12 protein-coding genes and 1 tRNA gene are annotated in these 13951 nt (G+C 55.9%); 8 read left to right on the top strand and 5 right to left on the bottom strand.

What is annotated here, in order from left to right:
• Nucleotides 1-442: 442 nt before the first annotated feature.
• The 3 genes from IQ241_RS19365 (at nucleotide 443) to IQ241_RS19355 (ending at nucleotide 2097) form a co-directional block, all read left to right on the top strand.
• Nucleotides 443-1090: a response regulator transcription factor gene (locus IQ241_RS19365; protein ID WP_193910384.1), complete on the top strand. Its 648-nt coding sequence runs from the start codon at nucleotides 443-445 to the stop codon at nucleotides 1088-1090.
• Nucleotides 1091-1195: 105 nt separating this feature from the next.
• A tRNA-Thr gene (locus IQ241_RS19360) sits at nucleotides 1196-1268 on the top strand.
• Between the two features lie 277 nt (nucleotides 1269-1545).
• Entirely contained in the window at nucleotides 1546-2097 is a 552-nt protein-coding gene (locus IQ241_RS19355) for a Uma2 family endonuclease (RefSeq protein WP_193910382.1), read from the top strand.
• Nucleotides 2098-2171: 74 nt separating this feature from the next.
• On the opposite strand, the gene IQ241_RS19350 is transcribed toward IQ241_RS19355, so the two are convergent.
• Nucleotides 2172-3059, bottom strand: a complete 888-nt coding sequence (locus tag IQ241_RS19350; protein ID WP_228021869.1) for a hypothetical protein — start codon at nucleotides 3057-3059, stop codon at nucleotides 2172-2174.
• A gap of 231 nt (nucleotides 3060-3290) precedes the next feature.
• Here IQ241_RS19350 and mscL point away from each other — a divergent pair, with 231 nt between their 5' ends.
• Nucleotides 3291-3704: a large conductance mechanosensitive channel protein MscL gene (mscL, locus tag IQ241_RS19345; RefSeq protein ID WP_193910378.1), complete on the top strand. Its 414-nt coding sequence runs from the start codon at nucleotides 3291-3293 to the stop codon at nucleotides 3702-3704.
• A gap of 58 nt (nucleotides 3705-3762) precedes the next feature.
• Here the strand turns inward: mscL and IQ241_RS19340 are convergent, their stop codons facing one another.
• Both IQ241_RS19340 and IQ241_RS19335 read right to left on the bottom strand, forming a co-directional pair.
• The gene (locus tag IQ241_RS19340) at nucleotides 3763-4212 is read right to left on the bottom strand and encodes a pentapeptide repeat-containing protein (RefSeq protein WP_390622473.1); all 450 of its coding nucleotides are present in this window, start codon (nucleotides 4210-4212) and stop codon (nucleotides 3763-3765) included.
• Between the two features lie 107 nt (nucleotides 4213-4319).
• On the bottom strand, nucleotides 4320-4892 hold the full coding sequence (locus IQ241_RS19335; RefSeq protein ID WP_193910374.1) for a pentapeptide repeat-containing protein: 573 nt from the start codon (nucleotides 4890-4892) through the stop codon (nucleotides 4320-4322).
• 429 nt (nucleotides 4893-5321) lie between these two features.
• Here IQ241_RS19335 and IQ241_RS19330 point away from each other — a divergent pair, with 429 nt between their 5' ends.
• Both IQ241_RS19330 and IQ241_RS19325 read left to right on the top strand, forming a co-directional pair.
• Nucleotides 5322-5885: a pentapeptide repeat-containing protein gene (locus IQ241_RS19330; RefSeq protein WP_193910373.1), complete on the top strand. Its 564-nt coding sequence runs from the start codon at nucleotides 5322-5324 to the stop codon at nucleotides 5883-5885.
• Nucleotides 5886-6099: 214 nt separating this feature from the next.
• A complete protein-coding gene (locus IQ241_RS19325; protein ID WP_193910371.1) occupies nucleotides 6100-9660 on the top strand; it encodes a PAS domain S-box protein in 3561 nt (1186 codons plus the stop codon).
• Here IQ241_RS19325 and IQ241_RS19320 read toward each other — a convergent pair.
• Nucleotides 9657-10640: a Gfo/Idh/MocA family protein gene (locus IQ241_RS19320; RefSeq protein WP_193910369.1), complete on the bottom strand. Its 984-nt coding sequence runs from the start codon at nucleotides 10638-10640 to the stop codon at nucleotides 9657-9659. The genes IQ241_RS19325 and IQ241_RS19320 overlap by 4 nt on opposite strands.
• A 499-nt stretch (nucleotides 10641-11139) precedes the next feature.
• Between IQ241_RS19320 and IQ241_RS19315 the strand changes: the two genes are divergently transcribed.
• Complete coding sequence (locus tag IQ241_RS19315) at nucleotides 11140-11439, top strand: ferredoxin (RefSeq protein ID WP_193910367.1); 300 nt, start codon at nucleotides 11140-11142, stop codon at nucleotides 11437-11439.
• Between the two features lie 78 nt (nucleotides 11440-11517).
• On the opposite strand, the gene IQ241_RS19310 is transcribed toward IQ241_RS19315, so the two are convergent.
• On the bottom strand, nucleotides 11518-13191 hold the full coding sequence (locus IQ241_RS19310) for a SpoIID/LytB domain-containing protein (RefSeq protein ID WP_193910365.1): 1674 nt from the start codon (nucleotides 13189-13191) through the stop codon (nucleotides 11518-11520).
• A 97-nt stretch (nucleotides 13192-13288) separates the two neighbouring features.
• On the opposite strand from IQ241_RS19310, the gene IQ241_RS19305 reads away from it, so the two are divergent.
• Nucleotides 13289-13942 carry a helix-turn-helix domain-containing protein gene (locus tag IQ241_RS19305; protein ID WP_228021868.1) on the top strand — a complete coding sequence of 218 codons (654 nt, stop codon included), beginning with the start codon at nucleotides 13289-13291 and terminating at the stop codon, nucleotides 13940-13942.
• Nucleotides 13943-13951: the final 9 nt, after the last annotated feature.

Raw genomic sequence — 13951 nt, 5'->3', positions numbered from 1 at the left:
ATAGATCAATAGGTCTACAGCTCGATTAGAGATACCAAGCTGACTCAATTAAGCTGTATCGTTCTGATCTGACCTGGTTCTGCTCCCAAGCCATCTCAGTACCTAGTTAATATTTCTGTCAGTGATTTGACTTGCTATTTTGGGAACAATCAATTTTAGCTGGTTTCTAAGGCAACACCAGGCCAAAAGCGGGCTGAGTGATGCCAAAAGATCACTCAGCATCGGCTGGGTCCAATGCCTGACTGCAAATCCTCAACCGCTTGTACGGTATTGTCTGTAAAGCGATGTTATCAACTCAAGCCGAACCGTATTGGCTCGAGCAACTTTCAACCGTTCAGGAATGCAATCTGCTTTTTTGATTAAGCCTTAGCTGACCCACTATCACAGCACATAAGCTCCTTACACACCTTTTCACTTAACCGCATCTTAATGAGCACACGGCATGAAAGACTCTACTTTTGGGGCACAGAAAAACCTTTTGCTAATCGACGACGATCCTAACCTGATCTTGCTGGTTAAGGATTATCTAGAATTTCGCGGCTACGAGGTGACGACGGCTGGCAATGGCCGAGAGGCCCTCTCAATACTCGACGAAAACTCTCCCGACATGATCATCTGCGATGTGATGATGCCCGAAATGGACGGCTACGCCTTCGTCGAGCAGATTCGCCAGGATCCGGGCAAGAGCTGGATCCCCATTTTGTTTCTTTCGGCCAAAGGCCAGAGTCAGGACCGGGTAAAAGGGCTGACGACTGGGGCCGACGTTTACATGGTGAAGCCCTTCGAACCCGAGGAGCTAGTGGCTCAGGTCGAGTCTTCGCTGAAGCAGGCATCGCGGCTGATCCAACGGCAGAACAAAGGCAACGGCGCTATGCCGATGATTCAGGTGCCCTTCGACGTGGAGCTGACGCCGACGGAACTGAAGGTGGTTCAGTTCGTGTCTCGCGGCATGGCAAACAAGCAAATCGCCGACGAGCTCAGGGTGAGCCAGCGGACGATTGAAAGCCACGTCAGCAATATGCTGGGCAAGACCGGCCTGCACAACCGCACAGAGCTGGCCCGCTGGGCGGTGGAAAACAATAAAGCGTAAGGCACGCCGTGGCCTTCGCGCATAGTCACAGGCAGAGAGCAGGACTGGAAAGCAGAGCCCTGCTCTTTGGGCTGCTCCGATTTTCGATATAATCAAGAGCATTCTGCTGGTGTAGCTCAGTTGGTAGAGCAGCTGATTTGTAATCAGCCGGTCGCAAGTTCGAGTCTTGTCACCAGCTTATTTTCAACTATTCCCTGAGCATTTCAGCCCTGAGGTGCAGCCATGACCTAGACCCCGCTTAAGCTCGCCTCACCCGATCAGAAATGGGGGTTATGAGTCCATTGCGCGGAGCGAAATTCCAGAACTCGCCGCTCTGGATATGGATCTGCTCACACGCTGCGTGCTGATGGCCAAAACCTCTCGCCTCAAAGCAGCCAATACCTTTCGTAATACTCTCAGATCTAACTAGTGAGCGTTTACCTCTGCGTTCCAAGGCATTCTAAGGCTCGTCTACGATGTCCCTGACTACCTATAAATGGACGATTGACCGCTTTCACCAGGCCATCAGCGCCGGACTATTTGACGACCAGCCGATCGAGCTGCTGCGGGGAGAGCTGATTGTCATGCCGCCAGAGCGAGAACCCCATGCCTATTTCAATAGCGAAGTTGGCGACTATCTGCGGGCGCTGCTGGGCAGCCGCGCCAAAGTCCGCGAGGCGCATCCGATTGCCTTGCCTAACGATTCTGAACCGATTCCTGATTTAGCGATCGCAAAACCCTTAGGCACCGTTTACCTTGAGCACCATCCATACCCCAACGACATTTTTTGGCTCATCGAGTTTTCCAATACGACCTTAAGCAAAGACCTGACCGAGAAAAAAGCCATCTACGCCGAAGCCGGAATTGTCGAATACTGGGTCGTCAATCTTAAAGATCGAGAGCTCAATATCTTTCGAGATTTAAACGATGGACGCTACTCTACCGAGCAGACATACCAAACTGGGAGCATCTCGCCTCTAGCGTTTGCCGATATCCAAATCCAGGTACAGCGACTCGTGAATCGCTAATTGGGCCGATTAGGCCGGTATTCAAACAGGACTCGGCAGTCCTACGAATTTTGAATAGCCCCTTCGTCCCAATCTTACTCAGGCTCTACTGACAGGAAAAATTTGTATTGACCGGAATGGCTTTCAAAGGTTAGCAGGATCCCATTGTCGCCAACGTTGACCCGTTTTTCACCTGAGCCAGCCGCAGCGAGCTCCTGAACGCTTTTGCCAAACCAAGCATCCCAGTCATAGCTCGGCGCGGTTTTGGCCAGAAAGGCCACATTATATATTGCCGCTAAATCGACGTACTCCTCTGGCATTTGCGTTCCTAAAGTCGTTGCCATCGTCGCTTTGTTCAGCGCGTCGCCAGCCCCGTAGAGCTCCATCAGCGCAATCCCGTTGGGCGATTTGCCCACCAGCCTTGGCGGACCATCGTTGGCAGGGGCATCCTGAAAAGTGAAATCTACATCGGTTTGGCCAAAGGTCGCTCTCACCTCCGCTTTGCTAGCCCCAATCGAAGGCATGAGTGCCTGGCTGCGCGCCTGGGCATAGTCCAGATTTTTTTGGTATTCAACTGCTTTGACCTGGGCAATTTGATAGTTTTCGTCGGCTTCGGGGACTGCCTGCATTAGCGCGATCGCTTTATTCCAGAGTTCGCCGACGTAGTTCCAAGCATCCCGGGTGCTGGCAATCTGAGCTGCCGTAGCTGCCTCCATGGCAGTGTTGACCGCGTCCCGAAAGGTCTGGTCCATCGGCTGGCCAGGCTGGACGCTGATATCAGCAGTCACCTGCTCAACCTGTACATTTCCTACTTTGGACACTTCGCTAGCGGGTACTCGCTGACGCTTTAACGCAGCCAAACCCATCATCGTCACTAGCAGAGCAGCAGGCACTCCAATCAAACCAAACCCGAGCAGCAGCGGGAATTTCGCCTTATTCGTCAGGTTGACCATGACTTTGACCATGATGGACATCGTTAGCATGCCCAAGTTGGCACGCTGAACTGGCTATCGCCTGACTTTAAAGACAAAACCCCAAAAAGCACAACCAAAAGGAATCTAAAGAATTTTTCTAGCCCAGCTTATTCGCTACACCAGCTATTGGGTTTTCTCAACAATGTTGATATTCTGTCTACATTTGCCAATCTGCAGCAAAGCGTCCTGGGCTTTGTCAAGATGAGGAAAACCCATAAAAACGATCCGGATTTATCACCTATGGTAACCAGACAGCGAACTCGGGCAGGCGGCTTTATCCGAGACTTTAAGGCCTTCATTATGCGAGGGAACGTCGTCGATCTCGCGATCGCGGTGATCATTGGCGCGGCCTTTGGTGCGATCATTCAATCGCTGGTAGACGATATCATTACCCCAGTTATTCTGACACCCGCCCTCCAAGCTGCTAACGTCGATGACATCGCCAACCTGTCCTACAACGGCATTAAGTACGGCGTTTTCCTGTCTACGGTGCTCAACTTCATCGTGATTTCGTTTGCTCTATTTGTAATCATTCGAATTTTTGAGCGGTTCAAGCGTAAGGAAGAAGTGCAAGAAACAATCGAGCCGACGGTTGAGGAAAGGCTGAATGAGACGCTGATTCGCCTGAACAGCCTGCTAGAGCGCAAGTTGTAGGATCAGGACTTCAGCGCAGCAGGACTGGCCTGCATACCGCTGCGCTGCTATCAACCCACTAATCCCGGCAGCCCAGGCTTGCCCGAGTTGGTACCTCGGTAACCGGATTGACGCCCTTAGCTCGCTGGCACAGCAGCGAGACCTGATAGCGGTCCAAAATCGCGTTGGAAAAATCGGCCCCGGTAATGTTGGCGTCGGTGAAGGTACTGCTGGTCGCGATCGCGTCCGTGAGCCGCGCGTTGGTTAAATCGGCTCCGTCAAACACAACTCTGTCGGCAAAGACACCGGTCAGGTCGGCCTCAGCCAGGTTAGCCCGCAGAAAAGACGCCTTCGTTAAAATCGCGCCGCTCAAATCTGCCCCTTTGAAATTGGCATCGCGCACCTCAGCTGCTGCGAATGAAGTCCCCGATAGGTTTTTGCCGGAGAAGTCCATCCCTGACTGGTCGGTCAGCGTATAGTCCACCATATTTTCCTGGGCCCAGACCGGTCCGCCAATAGCGACCCACATTCCCAGCCCAATTATCAACCCGAAAAAAAAGCTAAACGCCCGCCTTAGATCCATCGGTATTGTCCTCAATATTCATCAACGCTACGGTCGATTGTACAGAGAAAAGCTCAATAGTCAGGGACAGCCTCTATAGGAATGTCAAACAGGGGCGGCGGTGGGGGTGGGAAATTGGGCAGCGGGCCATCGGGTATTGACTGTGTTGGCAGACCAGGTTCAACCGGACCGGCTTCGCCGCCAACGCTGATTGAGGTGCCCATCATTTGAGCCCCAGTCAGATTCAAGTTTTGCATAGAAGCACCGGTGACATCGACATAGTAGAGATGGGCTTGGGAAAAATTGACGCCATCCAGCGTCGCTGAGGCCAGGCTAGCATTCGTTAAAACCGCTCCTGTTAGATTGGCATTGGTGAGGTTGGCTTTACTAAGGTCTGCCCCGACCAAATTCGCGCTAGACAGGTCTGCATCCTGTAGGTTAGCGTTGCGCAGGTCTACGCCGCTCAGCCGAGTCCCGCTGAGGTCTGCACCGGTGAGGTCGCAGCCATAGCAGCGATGGGTCACCAGCAGCCGACGAACATTGAAGGCTGGATTGAGCGGCATCGGGGCCTCTGCGATGACGGGCTGGACGCCGCCTAATAGAGCAGAGGCCAAAACGGATATTCCAATCAGATATTGACCTTTCATGTCTCCTCCTCTCAGTGCGATGCTGTGGCAGTTCTTGGGTTAGCAAAACCGCTACCGAAGAGAGTAGTCACACCGAATGAACAACTAGCAGCAATGACAAACAGGCTGCTAATCAGGTCTTCCTCTATCAGGTCTTCCTCTATGTTTTTTAGATCTTTCTCTATGCTTAAATTGTTGCATAACCAGGTCAAAAACGCTGTTCGGCTTCATCAAATGACATGTGGGAAAACTCTGGTAGCGAGCGAACCAAAGCCAGCCCTCATAAGTTCTTTAGATTTCATCGCTATCTTGTTAGAAGGGTTGCAGCCAGGGTATTTGGCGCAAACCATAAAACCGGTCAAAGACGATTTTCAGTCACTAACTCAGCTCTACTTTCAATCGTGATGGGAGAGCCTGTATTCGTATTATTTGCAATAGGGAAAAGTCACAATGAACATTCAACAAATGCTGCATGAATATAACCGGGGCGATCGCGATTTTTCTGCCATCAGCCTGCATGGATTGGACCTCTCTGAGCTCAGGCTGAGTGGGATTGACCTTAGCCGGGCCGACCTCAGCGGGACCGATCTTAGAGGAACCGACCTGAGCCGGGCCAATCTCAGTCAGGCCAACCTGACCAACGCCGACCTCAGCGGGGCCGATCTCAGCGGAGCCAGGCTGACAGAGGCCAATCTGATTGGGGCCGAGCTGGGTGAGAGTAGCCTGGTGGGAGCCAACCTCACCCGGGCCGATTTGCGGGTCGCTGACCTAGAAGCAGCTGACCTCCGCGGAGCTAATTTGAGTCATGCCGATCTGAGTGGGGCCAGCCTCTCTCGGGCAAACTTAATCGACACCCAACTGGACCTGCAGCAGCTGTCCGAAGCGGACTGCGAAGGGGCTGACCTCAGCCAGCTAAAACCCAGTTCGGGATTTTGGCAGACCCAACTGACTCGTCGCTGGGTTTCTTGGGGTCTCCATGGGAGACTACAGGGTGAAATTCATGCTGGCGGGTAAACCGATAGCTACCCCAGCGTAAATAAAATTAAACTTCTTTAAAGGATCTTCGTTCAGCTTTTATAGAACTCTTAAGATTTTCCTAGGAGCCAGAGTCAAGACAGAGTCCATAGCCTTTTCTAGGGCAATTTTTTAAATGACTGGACTACTGTGCAGCGCGCCATGCCGTAGGCTATCGCAATTCATCCCTGCCAATGCTGTCGGATAGGCTGATATGACCCTGAGTAATCTGTTTTCGAAGGCCCTGCCGACGCTCAATGAGGTAATCGACGCTCAGCCGCCGCAGGTGCAGCTCGAAACGCCCCTGCCAGAAGCGCTGGAGCTGATGGGCGGAGGCGAAATCACCTGTCGATTTCCTCGGCTGGACCTAGTGGCGGCGGAATATTCTGATCCAAAACCGGCAGCCAGCTACGTCACAGTGCTATCCGCCGGTCGATTTGAGGGTATTTTCACCCAGGCAGACCTGGTTCACCTAGCGGCCGCGGGCCGGCCGATTGAGACGATGCGGGTGGGGGATGCGATCGCGCGATCGCATCCTACCCTGACCCGAGCCCCTGAACAGTCCCTATTCACTGCCCTGTCGCTGCTCCAGCAGCACCGCCTGCGCTACCTGCCCATCCTCGAAGCCGACGGTCGCCTGGCCGGGGTTGTTACTGCTGAAAGCATTCGCCAGACCCTACAGCCGATTCATTTTCTGCGCTGGCGGCAGGTCGGCGAGGTGATGAAAACGCAGGTCGTCCAGGCTGCCCCGACCGATTCGCTGCTCAGCCTATTGCAGCAGATGGACCGGCAGCAGTCCAGCAGTATCTTGCTCTGCACCGAGCACCGGCCGGTCGGTATTGTCACCGAGCGCGACCTGGTCCAGTTTTTTCGGCTGGGGATTGACTTAACCCGAACCCAGGCGCAGACGGTAATGAGCACGCCGCTGTTTTCCCTAGCGCCGGAAGATTCGCTCTGGGTCGCCCATCAGCAGATGGCTGAACGGCGGGTGAGGCGGCTGGTGGTTTGCAGCCGCCAGGGTGAATTGCTGGGGATGATGACTCAGTCGGGACTGCTGCGATCGCTCGATCCGACACAGTTGTTCAATGTAGTAGAGACGCTCCAGAAAACCGAAGCGGCACTGCGAGCGAGCGAAGAGCGCTATCGCAACCTGGCAGAGAAGCTCCATTCGATCACTAGCCATGCCCCCGTTTATATCTACGAAATTGACCCAGCCGGGCGAATTACCTTTGCCAACCATACCTATGAAAGCCTGAAACCCGATCGGGTGGTCGGGACGCCGCTCAGTGATTGGTTCCCAGCCGACCAGCGGGCGGCGCTACAGCAAACGATTGACCAGGTTTTTAGCACTGAACAGGTGCAGAGCCTAGAATATACGATTCCCAACCTGCAGGGCGAGAGCCGTTCTTATTCCGCCCAGATTGCCCCAGTACAGAACAGCGGCCTGCCGACCAGTGCCGTATTAATCGCGGTTGACATTACCGCCCGCAAGCAGTCTGAAGCGAGCCTGCGCCAGAGCCAGGCCAATCTGATCAAGGCGCAGGAAATTGCCAAACTGGGCAGTTGGGAATTTGACCTGACCAGCCGGCGGCTGGTTTGGTCGGCTGAGATGTTTCGGCTCTTTGGACTGGACCCCGCTCAGCCGGAACCGGTCCTGGAGCAGATCGCTGAGCTTTTCCAGGCCGACGATTGGGAGACGGTCAAACGGTCTGTTGCACAAATTTTGCATACCGGCCAGCCGCAGCAGTTCGAAGCCTGGGTGCAGCCTGTTAACGGCCCGATGCGCTATTTGAAGGGCCGGGGCGAAGCCGTTACCGAGGGGGATGGCACGGTCAGCCGACTGGTGGGAACGGCAGAGGATATCAGCGATCGCAAGCAGCGGCAGGATCAGCTCCAGCTACTGGAATCGGTTATTTTGAATACGAACGATGCGATTTTAATTACCGAAGCAGTGCCGATAGATCCGCCGGGGCCCCGGATTGTCTACGCTAACCCGGCCTTTGCCCGGATGACAGGCTACGACGCTAGCGAAATCATTGGCCAAACGCCTCGAATCCTGCAGGGTCCTAAGACCGATCGCTCAGCCCTCGGGCAGATTCGCCAGGCCCTCAGCACCAGCCAGCCCGTGCGGGTAGAGCTGATTAACTACCGCAAAGATGGCTCTGAGTTCTGGGTTGAGATTGGCCTATTTCCCATTCGGGATTCTAGCCAGACCGTTAGGCACTATGTCGCCGTGCAGCGCGATATCACCCAGCGTCGGCTAAACGAACAAAAGCTCCAGGAGCAGGCCGCCCTGATCGACATTGCCACCGATGCTATCCTGGTGCGCGATTTGGACAATACCCTGCTGTTCTGGAGCCGAGGGGCCGAGCGGATCTACGGCTGGCCCGCTGCCGAAGTCCTGGGCCGAAATGCCGACCAGGTGCTCAATCCCAATGCCCCAACGCAGATTGCGACGGCCTGGCAGACGGTGTTGGCCCAGGGCGAATGGCAAGGCGAACTGCGCAAGCATACTCAGTCTGGCCAAGAGCGCCTAATCGAAAGTCGCTGGACGCTGGTGCGCGACCCGGACGGCAATCCCAAGTCAGTGCTTTCGGTAGACACCGATATTACTGAGAAAAAGCAGCTTGAGGCTCAGTTCCTACGAGCCCAGCGGCTAGAGAGTATCGGCACCCTAGCCAGCGGGATTGCCCATGACCTGAGCAATATTCTCACCCCAATTATGGGGATTACGCAGCTTTTACCCCTCCAGCTCACCGACATCGATCCGCAAACCCAAGAGATGCTGGATGTCTTGAGCTCAGCCACCCAGCGCGGGGCGGCCCTGGCCCATCAGGTGCTGTCTTTTGCTCGCGGCGCCGAGGGTAGCCGGACGGTGCTCAGCATCGCCCCCCTGATCTCAGAGGTGGGGCAGTTTGTTCGCAATACGTTTCCTAAAAACATCTCCCTATCGATCGATGTCGAATCTCCCATCAGGTCGATTTCGGGCAATGCCACCCACCTGCATCAGGTCCTGATTAATCTCTGCGTCAATGCCCGCGACGCCATGCCGTCAGGCGGCAAACTGACGCTTTCTGCCCGCAACTTTTGGGCCGATGAAGCCTATGCCCAGATGAATTTAGAGGCCCGGCCCGGTCCCTATGTCCTGATTGAGGCGGCTGATACCGGTGTGGGGATGGCTCCCAATGTCTTAGAGCAGATCTTCGAGCCCTTTTTCACCACCAAAGCAAGCGGTCAGGGAACGGGTTTAGGACTGTCTACCACCCTCAGCTTAGTCAAGGAGCACGAGGGCTTTATTCAGGTCTCGAGTCAGGTCGATCAGGGCACCCGCTTCAGCATTTACCTACCAGCAATCGAGCAAGCCACGCCAGCTCCTGTTGATAGTGAGGACGCAGCCGGGGGTACCGGCGAGCTAATCTTGGTCGTCGATGACGAAGCGCCAATTCTGAATGTGACTCAGACCGTACTAGAAAATTTTCAGTACCGCGTTCTGACGGCAAGGGACGGCATAGAGGCCATCACGCTCTACACCGAACATCAGACTGAGATTGCTGCGGTCTTGATGGATATTATGATGCCGCACCTAGAAGGGACGACAGCCATCCGAACGCTGCAACAGATTAACCCAGCGGTGCAGGTGATCGCGACCAGCGGCCTAGTTTCGAGCGAAAAGCTCGCTATTGAGAAGCAGCTTGAAGTGCAGGCTTTTTTGGCCAAGCCCTATACGGCGAAGGAGCTGATCGAGACGCTACACAGCGTTTTAGACGCCGCTTAGACGGCATCTAAGCCGATAGTCTGCCCTGAGCTGGCAGACTGACGAGCCGCTTCGGCCACCTTCAGCGCATAGAGGCTTTCCTCGGCGGAGACATAGAGGGAACTGCCCTCAGTCAGCGCGTCTAGGACCGCAGCCGTATCCTGGACAAACAGGCCACGGCGGGGAGCGACTTCGACCGGCGTCGTCCCCGTGGCGGTGGTCAGCTGGCCCTCGTCCCGGTCAAATACTAAGCTGCCCCGGCTGCCCTGGACTTCAATGCGGCGGCTGTACTGCCAGAGGTGTTCACCTTTGCCATAGGTGACTTCGGCGATTAAGCCAGAGCGAAACTGAAGCCGGGCCGAGCAAAGGCAGGTGCCGTAGTAGGGCTCAGCCTGCTCAGTGGCGGGGTCGAAGCGGCTTTGGCAGGACACCGTCTCGACCGGGCCAAACAGATTGACCAGCCGATGGATGCGGGAAAGGGCAGCGATCAGCGGGAAGCCAAACAGGGCTGGATGGTAGGTCCACTTAGCGGGGGCTGGATGCTGGGGATTGAGGGTACGATAGCTGGCATAGGTCGGCGTACCGACCTGCGCGATCGCACCCTGCATCGCCTGATGCAGGCCGCCTAGCAGCTCAATATGCTCAACATGAAGAAACTGCTGCTGCTTTGCCGCCAGCTCCACCAGCCGAGCGGCCTGACCAAAATCCAGGCACAGCGGATATTCCACAACGACGGCTAAGTCCGCTTCTAGGGCGGCCTGTACAATTGGCCCGTGCAGGGCATTAACCGTGCTGACGACGATCAGGTCGAGGTCAGTGCGGTCAATCAGGCGGGGCCAATCTGAGACTGTTGCCGCGCCATAGCTCTGCGCAAAGGTAGCGGTATTCTTGGGCTCGTGCCCGGTGACGGCGACTAGGTGCGATCGCGGATCGGATTGAAAAGCCTCGGCCCGAACCTTAGCGGCATAGCCGGTACCAACTAACCCTACCCGAATACTCATAGGTTCGACAGTGTAGTAGACAACCTAATCTAATCGTACAGATAAATGTTTTTAATCGCGCTTTTGAGAGCTTGCTGAAATAATAAACAGTCTTGACTTTGACTAGAAGTGATGACTTTTAAGGCTGTATTTCTTATCACTAATCTCTCTCTAAAGTTGCATATAAGTTTTTTTAATTAAAATTTAATTTCTGATAAATTGACAAGGGATTATATCCGGGCCGTTTGGCAAAAATCCTGGACAAAAAGCTTGGCTTGCAGGGATTATAAGCTTTTCCCTGACGTTCTAACCCATAAGCAAAATAGGAAATATCTCCGGCTTTGATTATGAATACCATTCACTGGGCCACTAAAAAGCTGACACAGCATATAGGTTTTCTCGTAGTATCAGAAATGAGAGTTGCCCTAATACAGCCAAATCCCCAAAGTTATAGCATTAGGGATTGACTAGCGGGGCGGCACGCAATGATTGACGATATAGATTTAGAGAGGATAACAGCATGGCAACTCATAAGGTCACCTTGGTGAACGAAGCCGAAGGGCTGAACACCACTATTGAAGTCGCTGATGATGAGTACATTTTAGACGCGGCTGAAGAGCAGGGTATTGACCTGCCTTACTCCTGCCGCGCCGGTGCTTGCTCGACCTGCGCTGGAAAAATGGAGTCAGGTACAGTGGACCAGTCGGACCAGTCCTTCCTGGACGACGATCAGATTGAGGCGGGCTACGTGCTAACCTGTGTCGCCTACCCCACTTCCGACTGCACGATTACCACTCACCAAGAAGAAGAGCTGTACTAAACAGCTGCGGTTTATCACCTGATGGCGACTGGTGCCGGCAGCTCGGGCTGCCGGTTTTTTATGTCATTTGCCAGGGACCTAAGGTTGCTCGGCTCGGGGCCCCGACGGCTGCCAGAAGGTAATTTCGTCGCTGATTGGCCGAAGCTCGGTGCCGGGGTAGTAGAACTGCAAAATTTGGCTGCCGCTCCAGCCGTATTCTGCCAGCCGATAGGACCCGGTCTGGCTCATGCCAACGCCGTGCCCAAAGCCGCCGCCAATAAATCGATAGCCCTGGAGCTGGGGCGCGGGTTGGGCAGAAGCGCTAGGCTCAGCCGGGCTCGCCGCTGTTTCGTAAACCGGCTCCAGGTAAAAGAGCAGGCTGCGGGGGGGCACTAGCGCCTTGACCGCTTCGTCTTTGAGCAGCTCAAAGCTGCCGACGTCGGTATTCACCTGGAGTTTTTGCACCCGCCCGGAGCGCGATCGCTCGGTCACGGCTAGCCCTGTCACCTGGGTCAGGTTGGCCAGCGGATGCTGCCGGTTGCCCAGGTAGGTTTTCATCACGCGGGTGATATCTTCTAGGCTGGCCTGGCGATCCCAGCGAAAGGCAGGCCAGTCGTCTTCATTAAAGCCTTCGCTGAGGCCAATGAAGGCGCGAAAGTTGGCTTCTTCCGACAGCGGCTTTTGAGCCAGATCCCAGTTCGTCTGGACGGAGTCGATCACCGGCTGCAGGTAGGGCCGGTCGGGGCCGTTCCAGACGTCGCTAAAGCTGGCGGTAACTCCACCGGTGGTGGAGGAATAGAGCGCGTCTACCAGTTCGTCGCCGTAGGTCAGGACCAAGCCCTGGGTAGCCGCGATCGCGCGATCGGTGGCCGGATGCGCCCCGCCCAGGCCGAAGTAAACCTGACATTGGGTATCGGCGCAGATCTGGTAGTCATCAATTTCAAACCGGCGCAGGTTGCGCAGGGCATAGGTGCGGGCCAGGACGGCCTGGGCCTGGACTGCGGCAGTTGGCGCGCTAGCCCCGATCTCGTGGGGCACGACACCGCGCAGGTAGAGCTCCACCGGTACCTGGTTGACCAGCGTATAGGTGCTGTAGGCATTGGGTTGCAGGGTCAGGTCGCCGGCAAAGAGGCTGCGACTCCCGTCCTGGTTCACCTGAATCCGGCGATTGGCGCTGGTAATGCGGAGCTGGTCGCGGCTGTAGCGATAGCCGTTGGCAGTGAAGCTGGCCTTGGGGAGCGCGGTGACGACCCGGCTGTCGATATAGGTGGTGCTGTAGCCTGCGGCCTGGAGACTATCGAGCAGCAGCCGACGCAGCAGCGGCGTGCTGTAGACCTCGCGCTTGGCCCACACCTGCCAGGCATCGGGCTGGGCAATCTCCGTTTCGATCCCCTGAAGCTGCCAGCGGTTGGCGCTGTCTTCAGCGCTCTCAAAGCTGCGGTGGGTGCTGAGTACGACCCACTCCTGAAGCTCCGGCGCGTCCAGGGGAACGCTCTCGACCGCAATCTGGACCCGGTCGGTGGTAACCGTCTGGGGCTGGCCGCCGGTATTGAACTGGAGCGTGAGCCGATCGCCGCTGAGCGGTTCCAGGACAAGCTGAGCGTCGGGATCCTGACCGAAGCGCTGAACGATGCCGACCTTGATCTCGGGATTGGCGGTGCCGAAATTCTCAGCCTGGGCCTGGGCGGAGGGTCCGAACCCCCAAAACGCAGCGCTGAGGCAGATGGTCCCAGCAGCTGTGGCGATTGGTCTAGACAAGAGAGCAAAGAGCATAGGTGCGGGCTGGTGTGCCCTGGTAGAATGCGTGAACGCCTATCCTAGCTGCTTTTAAGCAGGGTTCAGAAGCGGCTATAGTCAATTGTAATTCGGGATGAATCAAGTGCCCCCGGTGGACCCTTCGGCAGACTATTCTGACTGGCTGCGATCGCGGCTGCAATCTGCCAACCTCAAGAGCTTCCGGGCGCTAGCGGCGGCGGCGGGCGTCTCTCGCTGGCAGGTGCAGCAGCTGCGGCAGGGCCGGGTCGCCCAGATGCGGTTAGCCCCCCTCCAGCAGCTAGCGCAGGCGCTTAACCTCACGCTGGCAGAACTCCTGGGCCAGTTTGAGCCACAAACTCCCGAACCAGCCGCTGACGAAATAGAGACCCTGCGGCAGGAGTATGCCCGGCTCCAGGCCCAGACCGTCCAGCAGCAGGGGCAGGCGCGATCGCAGCTGCAGCGTGAAGCGCTGCAAACCCTAGAAACCTGGCTGGTCCAGTGGCCAACCGCGGCTCACGCCGCCCAGGCGAACGAGCAAATCCCCGCCCAGCGGCTGCTGCCCCTAGTTCGCCCAGTCGAAACCCTGATGCAAAACTGGGACGTCCAGCCGATCGGCACCGTCGGCGCAGAAATTCCCTACGACCCCCAGCAGCATCAGCTCATGAGCGGCACAGCCCAGCCCGGCGACCCCGTCCGCGTCCGCTACGTCGGCTTCACCCACAGCCAAAAACTCATCCAGCGAGCCAAAGTCAGCCCCCTAACCCCCTAACCCCATCAC

Origin of the sequence: Vasconcelosia minhoensis LEGE 07310 (genome assembly GCF_015207255.1) — a bacterium.
GTDB lineage: Bacteria > Cyanobacteriota > Cyanobacteriia > Phormidesmidales > Phormidesmidaceae > Vasconcelosia > Vasconcelosia minhoensis.
The sequence above is the reverse complement of the archived record's forward strand: the minus strand, read 5'-3'. Positions and strand labels throughout refer to the sequence as shown.